We start from the raw sequence: 15,581 nt of genomic DNA, 5'->3' as shown, positions 1-15,581 counted from the left end.
GGCGCCCCCCCCCGGGGGCGTATTGACCCCCCACCCCGCCCGGGCGGGGGCGCCCCCCGGGGGGGGGGGGGGGGGGCCCCCCCGGGGCCCCCCCCCCGCCCCGACGGCCCCTCCGACCCGGGGGCGGGCCGGGAGGGCGCCGACCTCAGGAGGTCAGCGAGGTCTTGCGGGTGGAGATGATCTGGTCGATCAGGCCGTACTCGGCGGCCTCCTCGGCGGTCAGGATCTTGTCGCGCTCGATGTCGTCGCGCACCTGCTCCGCCGTCCGGTTGGAGTGCTTGGAGAGCATCTCCTCCAGCTGCTCGCGCATCCGGAAGATCTCCTTGGCCTGGATCTCCAGGTCGGACACCTGGCCGCGGCCGGTCTCGGTGTACGGCTGGTGGATCAGGATGCGGGCGTTCGGCAGCGCCATCCGCTTGCCGGGGGTGCCGGCGGCGAGCAGCACGGCCGCGGCGGAGGCCGCCTGGCCCATGCAGACCGTGGTGATGTCCGGCTTCACGTACTGCATGGTGTCGTAGATGGCCGTCAGGGCCGTGAACGAGCCGCCGGGCGAGTTGATGTACATCTGGATCTCGCGGTCCGGGTCCATCGACTCCAGGCACAGCAGCTGCGCCATGATGTCGTTCGCCGAGACGTCGTCGACCTGCGAGCCGAGGAAGATGATGCGCTCCTCGAACAGCTTGGCGTACGGGTCGTACTCGCGGATGCCCTGCGTGGTGCGCTCGACGAAGCGCGGGACGATGTAGCGGCCCTCGGCGCGCATGTCCTCGACGCGGGCCTGGGCGGCCGACAGGCTGGGGATGTTCATGGGGTCCTTGTCCTCCGGGGCGTTGGGGCTGTGGTCTCGCGGGCGGGCCGAGGCTCAGGCAGCGCCCGTGCCGCCGCCGCCGGGGACGTCCGCGGCGCTGTGCATGATCGCGTCGATGAGGCCGTACTCCAGGGCCTCCTCCGGGGTGAACCAGCGGTCGCGGTCGGAGTCGGCGGTGATCTGCTCGAAGGACTGGCCGCTGTGGTGGGCGATCAGCTCGGACATCCGCTTCTTGGTGCGGAGCAGCTGCTCGGCCTGGATGCGGATGTCGGTGGCGGAACCGCCGAGGCCCGCGGAGGGCTGGTGCATCAGGATGGTCGAGTTCGGCAGCGAGAAGCGCTTGCCCGGGGCACCCGCGGTGAGCAGGAACTGGCCCATCGAGGCGGCCATGCCCATCGCGATGGTGACGACGTCGTTCTTGATGTACTGCATGGTGTCGTAGATCGCCATGCCGGCCGAGATCGAGCCGCCCGGGGAGTTGATGTAGAGGAAGATGTCCTTGTCCGGGTCCGCGGCCAGCAGCAGCAGCTGCGCGGTGATCTTGTTGGCGATGTCGTCGTCGACCGCCTGGCCGAGGAAGATGATCCGCTCGTTGAGCAGCCGGTTGTAGACCTGGTCGCCAAGGCCGCCGAGCACGTCACCAGCGGCGGCGTGCGGCGCCATCGGGCCAGGCATCTGCATCTGCGGGAACGTCACTTAGCCACCTGCTCAGTCGGTTTGGACGGTCGCTCCACGGCCGTCACGATGTCGCACAGCTTCCGGGTATCACGTCGTGATTGGTGCTGTCCAAGGACCCTAACGCGCAGGCCGGGCCGCAGAATCCCTCACGCAGAACTGTTCGCTGTGAGCGCAGGGTCGCGGTGGCCGCGGGCGGGGACGACAGCGGGCCCGGACACCGTACGGCGTCCGGGCCCGCTGCGGCCTTGAGGGGCTACCGGGGCGCTCAGGCCTCGGTCTTCTCCTCGGCGGAGGTCTCCTCGGCGGCGGCCTCGACGGTCTCGGCCGTCTCGTCCTCGTCGTCGAAGTTGATCTCGTTGCCCTCGGTGTCGACGACCTTGGCGGCCTCGACCACGGTGGCCAGCGCCTTGCCGCGGGCGACCTCGCCGACCAGCAGCGGAACCTGGCCGCCCTGGACGACCTGCTGGGCGAACTGGTCCGGGGTGAGGCCGGAGCCGGCGGCGCGGCGGATGAGGTGCTCGGTCAGCTCCTCCTGGTTAACACCCAGCTCCTCGTCGGCGACGATCTGGTCCAGGACGAACTGGGTCTTGATGCCCTTCTTCGCCTGCTCCTCGATCTCCGCGTCCCACTCCTCGGCGGTCTTGCCCTGGGTCTCCAGGTAGGCGTCGAGGGAGAGGCCCATCGGCTGGAGCTGGTGGTGCTCCACGTTGTGCTTGCGGGTCTCGACCTCGTCCTTGAGGAGCTTCTCGGGGTACTCGATCTCAACCAGGGCGAGCAGCGCGTCCAGGACCTTCTCCTGGGCCTGGGTGGCCTGGTCGTACTCCTTCATGCGCTCCAGGCGCTTGCGGGAGTCGGCGCGCAGGTCCTCCAGGGTGTCGAACTCGCTGGCCAGCTGGGCGAACTCGTCGTCCAGCTCGGGCAGCTCCTTCTCCTGGACGGCGGTGACGGTGACGGTGACCTCGGAGGTCTTGCCCGCCTGGGTGCCACCCTTGAGCTCGGTCTCGAAGGTCTTCTCCTCGCCGGCCGACAGGCCGACGACGGCCTCGTCGATGCCGTCGATGAGGCGGCCAGAGCCGATCTCGTAGCTGACGCCGTTGGCGGTGCCGTCGTCCGGCACCTCACCGTCGACCTTCGCGACCAGGTCCACGACCACGATGTCGCCCTCGGCGGCGGCGCGCTCGACGTCCTTGACCGAGGAGAAGCGCTCGCGCAGCTGCTCCAGCGACTTCTCGATGTCCTCGTCGGAGACGACGATCGGGTCGACGGTCACCTCGATGGAGGAGAACTCCGGCAGGGTGACCTCCGGACGGACGTCGACCTCGGCGGTGAACTTCAGGTCGCCGCCATCGGCGATCTTCTCGACACCCTCGATGTTGGTGATGTCGGGCTGTCCGAGGACCTCGATCTTGCCCTCGTCGACGGCCTGCGTGTAGAAGCGCGGCAGGGCGTCGTTGACGGCCTCTTCCAGCACGGCACCACGGCCGAAGCGCTGGTCGATGACCCGGTTCGGGATCTTGCCCTTGCGGAAGCCCGGGACCGAGACCTGCTGGTTGATCTTCTTGTACGCCGCGTCGAGGCTGGGCTTGAGCTCCTCGAAGGGCACCTCGACGGTGAGTCGAACCCGGGTCGGGTTCAGAGTCTCGACGGCGCTCTTCACGGTTAGGTCTCCTAGGGGCTTGCGGTCAGGTTGTCTCCGCCCGTCCCCATCGCCCGGCCGGAGCCGGAAGGGGGGTCGGACGAGACGGGCGATGGGCGGTTGGAGCTGCATCTCCCGTGGGGTGGACGGTGAGCTTGACTCCTCGCCCTCGTGCGGTTGACCTGGGTGGACGCCACAGGGACTACCGCCAGCGCCCCATCCTACCGGTACCACGAAAGGCGGACGCCAGGCGCCACCGTACCGCCGCCGGGGAGCTCCCACACAGAACAGGGCCCCGCCCCCGTCGGGCGAGACCCTGCCGCACTGTCGGGGTGACCGGATTCGAACCGACGGCCTTCCGCTCCCAAAGCGGACGCGCTACCAAACTGCGCCACACCCCGTGGTGCCGAGAGGAAGCGTACACGCCGGGCCTGCACGGCTCGCCGAGTTGTTCCGCGCGGGCGCGACCGCGACATATACCGCGCGGGCGCGAGGGGGTGCGCACAGGGCGCTGGGCGAGGGGGCGTGCGCTCGGGCGGCCGGACCAGGTACGCTGTCCCCCGGACTTCCGGCCGGTGACGGCTGGGAGCGTCGTGCGGGCGTAGCTCAATGGTAGAGCCCTAGTCTTCCAAACTAGTCACGCGAGTTCGATTCTCGTCGCCCGCTCTCCGATCCGGCCCCGGTGTGCCCAGCGCACCGGGGCCGTCGGCGTTCCCCGGGCCGCCGCGGCCCCTTCCGCCTCAGAGTCCGAGCCGTGCGGCCCGGGCGGCGGCCCGGTCCAGCAGCTGGTGGACGTCGCCCTCCCGGGTGGTCGGGCGGTCGTTGTACTCGTCCGGGGAGCGCGCCGGGCGGCCGGTGGCGTGCAGCACCTCCATCAGCTGGACCCGGGCGGTGCGCACGGTGTCCGGGGTCCCGTAGCCGTGCGCCAGGACGGCGGCCTGCGCGCCGAGCAGGCAGACCCGGCCGGCCGCGTCCCACATCGCGCCCTGGAGCCAGCCGTGCGCGCCGATGTAGCGGGAGGCGAGCCGGAGGTGGTCGGCCGCGCCGACCGGCACGGGGCGCGCGGGCCGGCCCAGCGCCCGGTCGAGCAGGGTGGCTCGGGGCTCGGGGTGGCCGGCCTGCCAGGGCCGCAGGACGCTGCCGTGGGGACAGACGTACGGCACCGGGGTGCGCGCGGGGGCGGGCAGCGAGGCGAGGTAGGCCTCGATCTCCGCGACCAGCCCGGGGCCGGCCGGGCCGAACGGCGGCGGCCCGGGGGCGAGGAGGACGGGCGGGGGCGGGGCGGCGGTGCGGGGCATGCGGGTCCTCCGGGCGGACGGCCTTCAGGTTCCGCTGCCCAAAGTGGGGCATCCGGGACATTTCCGCGACCGGAGGACCGCGGGGTCCGCATGGTTTCCCGGCGGGCTGTCGGGCCGATAGCCTCGGCGGCGTTCGAGCGCAGTTCGAGCGCGAGCTCAGCCGCCGCGCTCCCGAGGTGGAGGAGTCCCGGTGCATCCGCAGGAGCGACTGGCCGTCATTCAGCGCTGTGTGGTCCGGGAGATGGCGCGCCTGGGCCAGGTGTTCCGCCCGGACGGCGAGGTGGTCCGCGGCCCCGGCACCACCGCGGTGGCGGTGCGCGAGCACCCCGGGGACGACGGCGCCGGGCACGTGGACCTCGGCTTCGTGCTCCACCTGGGCCGGGCGGACGCCCCGGTGGTGTGGGACTGCGCGCCGGGCCTCGGCAAGACCGAGGAGGAGAAGCTCGCCAACGCGGTGAAGATGTGGGCGACCACCACCGCCCCGGTGCTGGTCGAGGTCGCGGGGGGCCGCGGGATCCGCGCCGACCGCCCGGCCCTGCCCGGACTCCCGGGCTGGCGCGCGGTGCAGGGGCCGGCCGCGGTGTTCGGCTTCGGCAACGAGCACCTGGCGGGCTGGCTCTCCGAGCACCGGGTGCTGCCGGCGCTGGCGCCCGCGCTGCGCGCCGGGTTGACCGGGCCCGGGCCGGTGGGCGTCAAGCTCTTCCTGGGCGGGAAGGCGGGGGACGACGTCGCCGAGGTCCGGGTGGGCGGCGAGGTGTCGGAGGCCGCGTCGGCGGCGCTGCGCGCGCTGGACTGGCCGCGGGGCGAACGGCTGTGCTGGGCACGGCTGTTCGTGCTGCTGACGGCCGAGCCGACGGCATCGGGACAGCACACGCCGGCGGGTGCGGTGGCACCCGCGCCGATGCGTGCCCCGGCCCCGGCGGCGGCGCGCCCCCGGGGACTGTTCGCTCGCTGGCGGGAGGCCAGACGGGCCGACCGGTGACCCCTGGGCGAGGGTGCGGACGGCCCGGCCGGGTCAGCCGCCGGTAATGCCGGAGATGCTGTGCGCGAGGTTGGCCAGCAGAGAGTTGATGGAGCCGGCGACCGTGGTCTCGTGGAGCATGAAGCCGAACAGGGCGGCGACGATCGCGTGCGGGATCTTCATCTGCTTGTTGCGGATGAAGATGATGCACAGGATCGCGAACAGGACCAGTGCGGAGACGGAGAGTGCCACCCGGACTCACTTCCTCGTTTTCATAGCGGGGTGCCGCCGCCCGGCGGCACCTGCGAAAGCCGGACCCCGGCCTGTCCGACGGTCCCGAGGCGGAATCGCGGACCGTCCGGCGCAGCGCCGGCGAGGGAGCCCACAGTCGACCGCTGTCTGTCGTGCCGCACGTGACGCCCCCAATCCCCCGAATCCTGAACAGTCCCGCCCGGACTCAGTGTGGTCGACCGTGCCGATTGCGTAAAGGTCTGAAAGTCAGCCCAACGCCGATATCCTGCGATGCGAGACGAGTTTCCGCCGACCGGGACGATAGCGGAGCCGTCCTGACGAATCGTCGGCGGGGCCGTGCTGAGCGGCCGGAAAACGGCCGGGGGCGGGGAACGGAAGCCGCTGGTCCGCTCCGCTGACGGGGCCTGCGAATTGGCCGAAGATCAGCTGCCGGGCTTGACAGCGGCGGCTGCCCTCGGCATGTGCCCCGGCGGCACCGTCAGTCGCGCCAGAGCAGCAGCACGGCGCGGTCGTCGTTGATGTCCCGGGCGACCGTCTCGATCAGCGCGGCCGCGGTGCCCGTGCCCGTCCCGGGTCCGCCGCCGGGCACCAGCCGGTCCGCCTCCCCCATCAGCCGGTCCATGCCCTCCCCGAGGTCCCGACCCGGGGCCTCGACCATGCCGTCGGTGCACAGCATCAGCACGTCGCCCCGGTTCAGCCGGCCGCGCACGCCCTCGAACTTGGCGCCGTCGTAGATCCCGAGCAGCGGGCCCTCGGCCTGCTTGACCTCCCAGCGCCCCTCCCCGGCCAGCCGCTGCATGCCCGGCAGGTGCCCGGCCGAGAGCAGCTCGTACTCCCCGGTGTCCAGGTCCAGCACCAGGTGGACGGCGGTGGCGAAGCCCTCCTCCCAGGACTGGCGCAGCAGGTAGCCGTTGGCGGCGGGCAGGAAGTCGTGCGCGGGCAGCGAGCCGACCAGGCCGCCGAAGGCGCCGGAGAGCAGCAGCGCGCGGGAGCCGGCGTCCATGCCCTTGCCGGAGACGTCCGCGAGGACCACCTCCAGCAGCCGCTGGCCGGGGCCGGTGCGGGCGGCGACCACGAAGTCCCCGGAGAAGGACTGGCCGCCGGCCGGGCGCAGCGCCATGTCCGCGTGCCAGCCCTCCGGCAGCTCGGGCACCCGGCTCTGCACCCGCAGCCGCTCGCGCAGGTCGAACAGCATGGTGGAGCCGCCCCACCAGGGCACGCCGACCCGGGCCCGGAACTGGGCGAGCAGCAGGCCGCCCACCCCGGCGGCGCCGACCACCAGGGCCGCGCCCGGGGTCACGCCGTAGATGTACGCCTCGGGGTTGTCGCTGGCGACCCGCTGGCCGGTGTGGATCACGGACTCGGAGGAGAGGCCGAGCGCGGCCAGCGCGTAGAGCACCACCAGGCTGCCGGGGCGCAGCAGCAGGGCGCCGGCCAGGATCGGCAGGACCAGGGAGGTGGGCGGGGCCCAGTCGGGCATCCAGATGTTGAGCAGGATCAGCAGCGGGACGAGCAGGGCGAGCGCGCAGAGCACCGGCCAGTCGGCGGCGCCGCCGCGGAAGTAGTCCACACCGGCTGTGCGCAGCCTTCGGCGGACCCGGCGGACCCTCTTGCGCAACCGGGCCGTCACGGACTCGGACGCCGTGGCGGCGCCGGGCCTCGTCGCAGTCGTCTGGGGCGGTGTGCCCGGCGCTCTGCCAGCCATGGGGTCCGACCCTATCCACGGGCACGGCCCGGCGTCGACGGGTCGGGGGCGGGCGCGGGCGCCGGAGCGCGGGGCGCCCGGCGGGTTTCGGCCGATCGGCGGGGTTGCGGGCGTGCCGTCAGGAGGCGTACGCCGGTTGGGCGTACGGAACCGTGCGGGCGGCGTGCGCGCCCCGCGTACGGGGGTGTCCGAGCGCCGGGGCCTGTGGCCGATCCCACAGGCGGAGCGGGCCGCCGCGGGCCCGTCGGGCGAGGTCCGGGGCCGTCCGGGGGCGTCCGGACACGGCGGCGGCCGGTCGCACGGGAGCGTGCGGCCGGCCGTCGGGGAGGGTGGGTGGTGGGATCAGCCCTGCGGGTGGTGGGCCGGGATCGGCGGGAGTTCGCCGGTGGTCTCGTACTCGCTCAGCATCTCGATCCGGCGGGTGTGCCGGGGCTCGCCGCTGTACGGGGTCTTGAGGAAGACCTCGACGAACTCGGTGGCCTCGTCCTGGGTGTGCATGCGGCCGCCGATGGAGATCACGTTGGCGTTGTTGTGCTGACGGCCGAGCTCGGCGGTCTGCACGCTCCAGGCCAGCGCGGCCCGGACGCCCTTGACCTTGTTGGCGGCGATCGCCTCGCCGTTGCCCGAGCCGCCGATCACGATGCCCAGGGCGTCCTCGTCGGCGGCGGTGCGCTCGGCGGCACGCAGGCAGAACGGCGGGTAGTCGTCCTCGGCGTCGTAGATGTGCGGCCCGCAGTCGACCGGCTCATGGCCGGCCCCCTTGAGCCACTCCACGAGGTGGTTCTTCAGTTCGTATCCGGCATGGTCTGAGCCCAGGTACACGCGCATGCCATGAGTGTGGCATGCGCGTGCGCCCGGGCCCGACAACGGGGGCGCCGACCGGGTGGGGCGGCGGGGTGGGACGGCGGCGCGGGGCGACCGGGCGACGCGGGCCGGCCGGGCGGATCAGCGCCGGCCGAGCAGCTTCCAGGCCAGCGGCAGGGCGCCGGCGGCGAAGGCGGCCTTGACGGCGTCGCCGACCAGGTACGGGTAGAGGCCGAGCTCGGCGGCGCGGGCGAGCGGCACGTGCAGCGACAGGGCGAGGTACGGGACGCCGACCGCGTAGATGGCGAGGCTGCCGAGGACCATGGTGACGGCGGTGTTGACCGGGGTGCGGTCGGCGCCGCGGCGGGCCAGCGCGCCGGTCACGGCGGCGGCGAGGACGAAGCCGATCACGTAGCCGAAGGAGGCCGTCGCCCAGCCCGAGGTGCCCTCGGCGAACCAAGGCAGGCCCGCCATGCCGGCCAGCAGGTAGAGCACCATCGAGGCGACGCCGCGGCGGGCGCCGAGCGCGGTGCCGACCAGCAGGGCGGCGAAGGTCTGGCCGGTGACGGGCACCGGCGAGCCGGGGACGTTCACCGACAGCTGGGCGGCCAGGCCGGTCAGCGCGGCGCCGCCGGCCACCAGGGCCAGGTCGCGGGCCTGGGCGCCGAGGCGGGTGGAGGCGGCGGGCAGCAGGTCGGCGAGGACGGTGCGGCGCGGTATCGGGGTGGTGGCAGTGGCCATCGGGGCTCCTCCGTGAGAGTCCAGGTGAGTGAACACCTGTGAACCTACGCGGTGATCCACTGGGCGAACGGCACGGTTTCGGACAAACCCCCGCCCTCGGGCATTGTCGGAACCGGACCGGAACAACTCCTGGTCACAGCATGATCACAGTAGGTTTCGGCAGGGTCCGCATGGTGGGCCCGAATCGAACATTCTTGGCATGGACAGGGGTGCCGCCGGATATTGGACAGCTCATGTCGCATACCGCACAGTCTGGAACCACCCCTATGGCCCCCACTTCCGCCCCGACGGCGACCGGGACCCCCACCGGCACCCAGCCGGCCGCAGGCCCGGCGTCGGGTGGTCAGCAGCTCTCGCACGGCCTGAAGCAGCGCCACCTGTCCATGATCGCCCTCGGCGGCGTGATCGGCGCCGGCCTCTTCGTCGGCTCCGGCGCCGGCATCGCGGCCGCCGGCCCGGCGATCATCCTGGCGTTCGTGCTCTCCGGCCTCCTGGTCATGCTGATCATGAGAATGCTCGGCGAGATGTCCGCCGCCCGCCCCGCCTCCGGCTCGTTCTCGGTGCACGCCGAGAAGGAGATCGGCCCCTGGGCCGGGATCACGGCCGGCTGGATGTACTGGGTGATGCTCTGCTGCGGCGTCGCCGCCGAGGCCACCGCCGCCGGGAAGATCGTCAACGGCTGGATCCCCGGCGTCTCCGCCTGGGTCTGGGTCGGCCTGTTCATGGCCTTCTTCTGCGCCAGCAACCTCACCGCGGTGAAGAACTTCGGCGAGTTCGAGTTCTGGTTCGCCGCGATCAAGGTCGCCGCGATCATCGCCTTCCTGGTCCTCGGCGGGCTCGGCATCGCCGGGGTGATCGGCCCCGGCGCCCCCGGCGCGGCGAACCTCACCGGCCAGGGCGGCTTCCTGCCCAACGGCGTCGACGGACTGATCATCGGCCTGCTCGCCTCGGTCTTCGCGTACGGCGGCCTGGAAACCGTCACCATCGCCGCCGCCGAGTCCGACGACCCCAAGAAGAACGTCGCCAACGCCGTGCGCACCGCGGTGTGGCGGATCGCGATCTTCTACATCGGCTCGATGGCCCTGGTGGTCACCCTGGTGTCCTGGAAGGACCCGAAGGTCGTCGCCGACGGCCCGTACGTCACCGTGCTGAGCCACCTCGGGGTGCCCGCCGCCGGAACGATCATGCAGGTGGTGGTGCTGGTCGCGCTGCTGTCCGCGATGAACGCCAACATCTACGGCGCCTCCCGGATGGCGTACTCGCTGGTCGGCCGCGGCCAGGGCCCCAAGGCGCTGGCCAAGGTCAGCGGCGGCGTGCCGCGCAGAGCCGTGCTGATCTCCTGCCTGTTCGGCTTCGGCGCCGTGCTGGCGGCCAAGTTCTGGCCGGACACCGTGTTCACCTGGCTGATGAACACCACCGGCGTGGCGATCCTGGTGGTCTGGCTGTTCATCTGCGTCGTCCAGCTGCGGATGCGCCGCCGGCTGGAGCGCGAGGCGCCCGAGCTGCTCACCGTGAAGATGTGGGGCTACCCGTACCTCACCTGGATCGCGATGGCCGCCGTGGCCGCCATCCTCGCCCTGATGACCACCACCGAGGGCAACCGCGACCAGCTGTACGCGGCCGGCGTGCTGGTCGCGCTGCTCACCGTCGCCGGGCTGCTCAAGCAGCGCCGGGACGCCGCCGCCCTGCGCTGACCTTCCCGTCCCCATGCATGGCGAGGGCCCGGTACCGATCGGTACCGGGCCCTGCCGCGTTTCCGGGGAACTACCTGCGGCTCACTCGAAGGACGGGCCGGCCGTGCGGGTGCGCTTGATCTCGTAGAAGCCCGGGGTGGAGGCCACCAGCAGGGTGCCGTCCCACAGCCGGGCCGCGGCCTCGCCCTTCGGAGCGGGGGTGACCACCGGGCCGAAGAAGGCCACCCGCTCGCCGTCCGCGCCCTCGACCGCGATCACCGGGGTGCCGACGTCCTCGCCGACCAGGGTGATGCCCTCCTTGTGCGAGGCGCGCAGGGCGTCGTCGTAGGCGTCCGTGCCGCCCGCGTCGGCCAGCTCCGCCGGCAGGCCCGCGGCCACCAGGGCGGCCTCGATGGTCTCCCGGTTCTGCGGCAGGCCCTGGTTGTGGAAACGCACGCCCAGCTCGGTGTAGAGCCGGCCGAGCACCTGCGGCCCGTGCTGCTCGGCGGCGGCGATGCAGACCCGCACCGCGCCCCAGGCGTTGTCCAGCAGCTCCCGGTAGCTCTCCGGGAGGTCCCGGTGCTCGTTGAGCACCGACAGGCTCATCACGTGCCAGCGCACGTCGACCGGACGCAGCCGCTCGACCTCGACCATCCAGCGGGAGGTCATCCACGCCCACGGGCAGGCCGGGTCGAACCAGAAGTCGGCGGTCTTGCGCTCAGTGGCAGTCGTCACTGGTGGTGTCCTTCGTGAGGCGATCCTGGGCAGGGAGGAGTTCCACCCCCGGAACGCCAACACCCGCCCGGGGCCGCTGATTCCGGCGCGGACGCGGCGGCCTGTGCAATGGTACTGACGGCGAGCGGCGTGAAAGGATGACCCCGCGCGCGGGGCACACCCCGCGCGAGACCGCACCACCCACAGGCGCACCACCGTGCGAGCCGGACAAAGGAGTACCGCCGTGCCGGGCAAGAACCTCAGCCGCGACGAGGCGCAGCAGCGGGCCAGCATCCTGACCGTGGACGGCTACCGGGTCCGGCTGGACGTGACCTCGGCCCCTGACCGGGCGGCCGGCACCTTCCGCTCCACCACCACCGTCACCTTCCGCTGCTCCCAGCCCGGTGCCGGCACCTTCCTCGACCTGCTCGCCCCCGCCGTCCGCTCGGTCACCCTGAACGGCCGATCCCTCGACCCGGCCACCGCCTACGACGGCACCCGGGTGCACGTCGACGGCCTGGCCGCCGAGAACGTGCTGACCGTCGAGGCGGACTGCGCCTACAGCCGCACCGGCGAGGGCCTGCACCGCTTCGTCGACCCGGTGGACGGCGAGACCTACCTCTACACCCACTACGAGCCGGCCGACGCCCGCCGGGTGTTCGCGAACTTCGAGCAGCCCGACCTGAAGGCCCCGTTCACCTTCACCGTGACCGCCCCGGCCGCCTGGAACGTGTGGTCCAACGCCCCGCACGAGGAGGTCACCGAGCAGGACGGCACCGGGCAGGACGGCGCCGAGCAGGACGGCGGCCGCACCTGGGAGTTCGCGCCGACCAAGCCGATCTCCACCTACCTCACCGCCGTCGTCGCCGGCCCGTACCACGTCGCCCGCGACCACTACCGCCGCGAGCTGGCCGACGGCACCGCGCTGGAGATCCCGCTCTCCGCGATGTGCCGCCGGTCGCTGGCCCCGTACTTCGACGCGGACGAGATCCTCGGCGTCACCAAGCTCGGACTCGACTTCTTCCACGAGGAGTTCGACTACCCGTACCCGTTCGGCAAGTACGACCAGGCCTTCGTTCCCGAGTACAACATCGGCGCGATGGAGAACCCCGGCTGCGTCACCTTCCGCGAGGAGTTCGTCTTCCGCTCGAAGGTCACCGACGCCGCGTACGAGGGCCGGGCCAACGTCATCCTGCACGAGATGGCGCACATGTGGTTCGGCGACCTGGTCACCATGCGCTGGTGGGACGACCTGTGGCTGAAGGAGTCCTTCGCCGACTTCATGGGCTCCTACGGCCTGATCGGCGCCCGCACCCGCTACTCCTCCGCCTGGGTCACCTTCGCCAACCAGCGCAAGGCCTGGGCCTACCGGCAGGACCAGTTCCCCACCACCCACCCGATCACCGCGGACATCCGGGACCTGGAGGACGCCAAGCTCAACTTCGACGGCATCACCTACGCCAAGGGCGCCTCCGTCCTCAAGCAGCTGGTGGCGTACGTCGGGTCCGAGGCCTTCTTCGAGGGCGCCCGCCGCTACTTCAAGCGCCACGCCTTCGGCAACACCGAGCTGGGCGACCTGCTGGAGGTGCTGGAGGAGACCAGCGGCCGCGACCTCAAGGCCTGGGCCGCCGCCTGGCTCCAGACCTCCGGGGTCGACTCGCTCACCCCGCAGGTCACCACCGACGCCGAGGGCCGGATCACCGAGCTGGCGGTGCTCCAGGACGGCGAGGTGCTGCGCCCCCACCGGATCGCGGTCGGCCTGTACGACCGGGACGCCGACGGCGCCCTGGTCCGCACCGGCCGGATCGAACTGGACGTCACCGGCGCCCGGACCGTCGTCGCCGAGGCCGCCGGCCTGCCCCGCCCGGCGCTGGTGCTGCTCAACGACGACGACCTGACCTACTGCAAGATCCGCTTCGACGAGGAGTCGCTGGAGAACCTGCGCGCCGGCCTCGGCGACATCCGCGACGAGCTGGCCCGGGCGCTGACCTGGTCCGCGGTCTGGAACCTCACCCGGGACGGCCTGATGCCGGCCCGCGACTACGTCGCCCTGGTGCTGCGGTTCGCCGGCCAGGAGGGCAACATCGGCGTGCTCCAGTCGCTGCACGCCCAGGCCAAGACCGCCGTCGACCTGTACGCGGACCCGGCCTGGCGCGGCGAGGGCGGCCGGCTGCTCGCCGACGGCGCCCTGCGCGAGCTGCGCGAAGCCGTCCCCGGCAGCGACCACCAGCTGGCCTGGGCCCGCTTCCTCGCCCAGACCGCCGGCGGCGCCGAGCACCTCGGCCTGGTCCGCGGCCTGCTGTCCGGCAGTGCCCGGATCGACGGACTGGAGGTCGACCAGGACCTGCGCTGGTCGCTGTGGCTGGCGCTGGCCGCGTCCGGCCAGGCCGCCGACGAGGAGCTGGCCGCCGAACTGGCCGCCGACAACACCGCGAGCGGCAAGCGGCACCACACCCAGTGCCTGGCCGCCCGGCCCACCGCGGAGGCCAAGGCCGCCGCCTGGTCGGCCGTGATCGACTCGGACGAGCTGCCGAGCGCCCTGGTCGAGGCCAACACCGCGGGCTTCTCGATCCCCTCCCAGCGCGACCTGAGCGCCCTCTACGCGGCGCCGTACTTCAAGCTGCTGGAGCGGATCTGGGCCGACCGGACCATCGAGATCGCGATGCGGATCGTCGGCGGGTTCTTCCCGATCGCCCAGACCGACGAGCAGACCCTGGCCGAGGCCGACGCCTGGCTCGCCGGGCACCCGCAGGCCGCGCCCGCGCTGCGCCGTCTGGTGCTGGAGCGCCGGGACGACCTGGCCCGCGCGCTGCGGGCGCAGGCCTGCGACCGGGCCTGACGGGCCGCCCCCGGGCCTGACCGGCCGTACGCCGCAACGGCCGTACGCCACAAGGGCCTTCACCGCCACGGCCGGCTCGCCGGGACGGTTCACGTCCGCGCGCGCAGCCGGCGCAGCGGGGCCCGCCGCGGGTACGTCCGCGGCGGGCCCCGGATGCGGGGCGGTCAGTCTCGGCGCAGACCGCGGTCCAGCGCGGCGATCGCGCTGCCCTGGGCGTCGTCGCCGTCCAGCGACCAGACCATCACCCCGGCCAGGTCGTTCCAGCGCGTGTACCGCGCCTTCTGGGTGAGCACCTCGGCCGTGTCGTAGCTGTAGAAGGTGGTGCCGTCGTACTTCCAGGACGCGCCGTGGTCACGGTCCAGGTAGACCTTGCCCGGCAGCGCGTTGATCTCCTGGTACGAGTGGTCGGGCGCGGCCGCGGTGGCGCTCTGGAAGAGGCCGCCGCGCTTGCCGGGGGCGACGCCGGTCCAGCCGTGGCCGTACAGCGGGGCGCCGAGGACGAGCTGCTCGGAGGGCATCCCGCGCTCCTGGTAGTGCGTCACGGCGGTGTCGGCGCTGCGCCGGCGCGGGTCCGGGTCGGTCGGGTCGGAGTACAGGTTGGCCTGGTAGTTGGCCGGGCCCTTGCCCTCCCACGGACCGTGCAGGTCGTAGGTCATCACGTTCAGCCAGTCCATCGACTCGCTGAGCCGGGGCAGTTCGAGCCGGTCGGCGACGGTCTCGTTGGCGGCCACGGCGGCGGTCAGCAGGTAGTGCTTGCCCTTCCTGCCGCTCAGGGCGTCCAGCTGGTCGCGGAACTCCTGCATCAGCAGGGTGAAGTTGCGGCCGTCCTCGGGCCGGACCACGTTGCCCGCGTCCCCGCCGCCGCCCGGGTACTCCCAGTCGACGTCGATGCCGTCGAAGACGCCCGCGGCCGCGCCCTTGCCGCCCTCCGGGGAGCCGGCCAGGACCGGCACGTCGCCCTTGAGGTAGAGGTCGATGCAGGAGGAGACGAACTTCTCGCGGGCCTCGGGGGTGGCGGCCGCGTCGGAGAAGTACTTGGACCAGCTCCAGCCGCCCAGTGAGATCACCGTGCGCAGCTGGGGGTTCTTCGCCTTGAGCTTGCGCAGCTGGTTGAAGTGGCCCTTCAGCTTCTGGCCCGGGGCGTCGGCCACGCCGTCCACCGACTCGGCCGCGGAGAAGGAGCGCTGGTAGTCGTTGTGGGCGTCACCCTGGCCGGCCTCGTTGCTCTCGAAGCAGGTGCCCTCGGCGGAGACGTTGCCGAAGGCATAGTTGATGACGGTGAGCCTGGCCGCCTGGCCGGACTCCTGGACCCGCTTGGCGGAGCTGTCGGCGCCCCACTGGGTGAAGTAGCCGACCCGCTGGCCCTTCAGCTTCGGGCCGTGCCGTCCGTCGGCGGCGTTGGCGGTGGCGGGGGCGGCGAGCAGCGCGGCGACGGTGGCGGCGGCGAGCAGGGCTGAGGCGCGAGTGGGCAT

Annotated in this window: 13 protein-coding genes and 2 tRNA genes; 4 read left to right on the top strand and 11 right to left on the bottom strand. The window is 72.6% G+C overall.

Going from position 1 to position 15,581, the window contains the following annotated elements:
- Nucleotides 1–145: 145 nt before the first annotated feature.
- The 4 genes from ACFVUY_RS36220 to ACFVUY_RS36205 form a co-directional block, all read right to left on the bottom strand.
- Nucleotides 146–808 (bottom strand): ATP-dependent Clp protease proteolytic subunit, encoded by a 663-nt coding sequence (locus ACFVUY_RS36220; RefSeq protein ID WP_380546627.1) that lies wholly within the window; start codon nt 806–808, stop codon nt 146–148.
- A gap of 54 nt (nt 809–862) precedes the next feature.
- Nucleotides 863–1,483: an ATP-dependent Clp protease proteolytic subunit gene (locus ACFVUY_RS36215; RefSeq protein ID WP_380353544.1), complete on the bottom strand. Its 621-nt coding sequence runs from the start codon at nt 1,481–1,483 to the stop codon at nt 863–865.
- A gap of 268 nt (nt 1,484–1,751) precedes the next feature.
- Nucleotides 1,752–3,143 carry a trigger factor gene (tig, locus tag ACFVUY_RS36210; protein ID WP_359914834.1) on the bottom strand — a complete coding sequence of 464 codons (1,392 nt, stop codon included), beginning with the start codon at nt 3,141–3,143 and terminating at the stop codon, nt 1,752–1,754.
- A gap of 306 nt (nt 3,144–3,449) precedes the next feature.
- Nucleotides 3,450–3,523: transfer RNA gene (locus tag ACFVUY_RS36205), tRNA-Pro, on the bottom strand.
- A gap of 194 nt (nt 3,524–3,717) precedes the next feature.
- On the opposite strand from ACFVUY_RS36205, the gene ACFVUY_RS36200 reads away from it, so the two are divergent.
- Nucleotides 3,718–3,788: transfer RNA gene (locus ACFVUY_RS36200), tRNA-Gly, on the top strand.
- Nucleotides 3,789–3,862: 74 nt separating this feature from the next.
- On the opposite strand, the gene ACFVUY_RS36195 is transcribed toward ACFVUY_RS36200, so the two are convergent.
- A complete protein-coding gene (locus ACFVUY_RS36195) occupies nt 3,863–4,420 on the bottom strand; it encodes a hypothetical protein (protein WP_387695337.1) in 558 nt (185 codons plus the stop codon).
- Nucleotides 4,421–4,610: 190 nt separating this feature from the next.
- On the opposite strand from ACFVUY_RS36195, the gene ACFVUY_RS36190 reads away from it, so the two are divergent.
- Nucleotides 4,611–5,402: a DUF6348 family protein gene (locus tag ACFVUY_RS36190; RefSeq protein ID WP_387695338.1), complete on the top strand. Its 792-nt coding sequence runs from the start codon at nt 4,611–4,613 to the stop codon at nt 5,400–5,402.
- Nucleotides 5,403–5,435: 33 nt separating this feature from the next.
- Here the strand turns inward: ACFVUY_RS36190 and ACFVUY_RS36185 are convergent, their stop codons facing one another.
- The 4 genes from ACFVUY_RS36185 to ACFVUY_RS36170 form a co-directional block, all read right to left on the bottom strand.
- A complete protein-coding gene (locus tag ACFVUY_RS36185) occupies nt 5,436–5,633 on the bottom strand; it encodes a hypothetical protein (protein ID WP_359914825.1) in 198 nt (65 codons plus the stop codon).
- Between the two features lie 478 nt (nt 5,634–6,111).
- Nucleotides 6,112–7,338 (bottom strand): PP2C family protein-serine/threonine phosphatase, encoded by a 1,227-nt coding sequence (locus ACFVUY_RS36180; RefSeq protein ID WP_359914822.1) that lies wholly within the window; start codon nt 7,336–7,338, stop codon nt 6,112–6,114.
- A gap of 342 nt (nt 7,339–7,680) precedes the next feature.
- Entirely contained in the window at nt 7,681–8,166 is a 486-nt protein-coding gene (locus tag ACFVUY_RS36175; protein ID WP_387695340.1) for a ribose-5-phosphate isomerase, read from the bottom strand.
- A 117-nt stretch (nt 8,167–8,283) separates the two neighbouring features.
- Entirely contained in the window at nt 8,284–8,883 is a 600-nt protein-coding gene (locus ACFVUY_RS36170) for a biotin transporter BioY (protein WP_380353532.1), read from the bottom strand.
- A 266-nt stretch (nt 8,884–9,149) separates the two neighbouring features.
- Between ACFVUY_RS36170 and ACFVUY_RS36165 the strand changes: the two genes are divergently transcribed.
- Nucleotides 9,150–10,577, top strand: a complete 1,428-nt coding sequence (locus ACFVUY_RS36165) for an amino acid permease (protein WP_387736440.1) — start codon at nt 9,150–9,152, stop codon at nt 10,575–10,577.
- An 81-nt stretch (nt 10,578–10,658) separates the two neighbouring features.
- Here the strand turns inward: ACFVUY_RS36165 and ACFVUY_RS36160 are convergent, their stop codons facing one another.
- Nucleotides 10,659–11,291 carry a DsbA family protein gene (locus tag ACFVUY_RS36160; RefSeq protein ID WP_387695343.1) on the bottom strand — a complete coding sequence of 211 codons (633 nt, stop codon included), beginning with the start codon at nt 11,289–11,291 and terminating at the stop codon, nt 10,659–10,661.
- Between the two features lie 223 nt (nt 11,292–11,514).
- Between ACFVUY_RS36160 and pepN the strand changes: the two genes are divergently transcribed.
- Complete coding sequence (gene pepN / locus ACFVUY_RS36155; protein ID WP_387736439.1) at nt 11,515–14,109, top strand: aminopeptidase N; 2,595 nt, start codon at nt 11,515–11,517, stop codon at nt 14,107–14,109.
- Nucleotides 14,110–14,273: 164 nt separating this feature from the next.
- Here pepN and ACFVUY_RS36150 read toward each other — a convergent pair whose 3' ends face one another.
- A complete protein-coding gene (locus tag ACFVUY_RS36150) occupies nt 14,274–15,581 on the bottom strand; it encodes a glycoside hydrolase family 18 protein (protein WP_387736438.1) in 1,308 nt (435 codons plus the stop codon).

The organism is Kitasatospora sp. NPDC058063, assembly GCF_042885395.1.
Classification (GTDB): Bacteria; Actinomycetota; Actinomycetes; order Streptomycetales; family Streptomycetaceae; genus Kitasatospora; species Kitasatospora lactacystinica.
Note: the sequence above shows the minus strand (reverse complement) of the source record. Positions and strands in the feature narration are given on the sequence as shown.

Excerpts from the sequence above, each read along its gene's own strand:
- ACFVUY_RS36220 (WP_380546627.1), bottom strand. The coding sequence starts at position 808 with ATGAACATCCCCAGCCTGTCGGCCGCCCAGGCCCGCGTCGAGGACATG.
- ACFVUY_RS36215 (WP_380353544.1), bottom strand. The coding sequence starts at position 1,483 with ATGCCTGGCCCGATGGCGCCGCACGCCGCCGCTGGTGACGTGCTCGGC.
- ACFVUY_RS36195 (WP_387695337.1), bottom strand. The coding sequence starts at position 4,420 with ATGCCCCGCACCGCCGCCCCGCCCCCGCCCGTCCTCCTCGCCCCCGGG.
- ACFVUY_RS36180 (WP_359914822.1), bottom strand. The coding sequence starts at position 7,338 with ATGGCTGGCAGAGCGCCGGGCACACCGCCCCAGACGACTGCGACGAGG.
- ACFVUY_RS36175 (WP_387695340.1), bottom strand. The coding sequence starts at position 8,166 with ATGCGCGTGTACCTGGGCTCAGACCATGCCGGATACGAACTGAAGAAC.
- ACFVUY_RS36170 (WP_380353532.1), bottom strand. The coding sequence starts at position 8,883 with ATGGCCACTGCCACCACCCCGATACCGCGCCGCACCGTCCTCGCCGAC.
- ACFVUY_RS36165 (WP_387736440.1), top strand. The coding sequence starts at position 9,150 with ATGGCCCCCACTTCCGCCCCGACGGCGACCGGGACCCCCACCGGCACC.
- ACFVUY_RS36150 (WP_387736438.1), bottom strand. The coding sequence starts at position 15,581 with ATGCCCACTCGCGCCTCAGCCCTGCTCGCCGCCGCCACCGTCGCCGCG.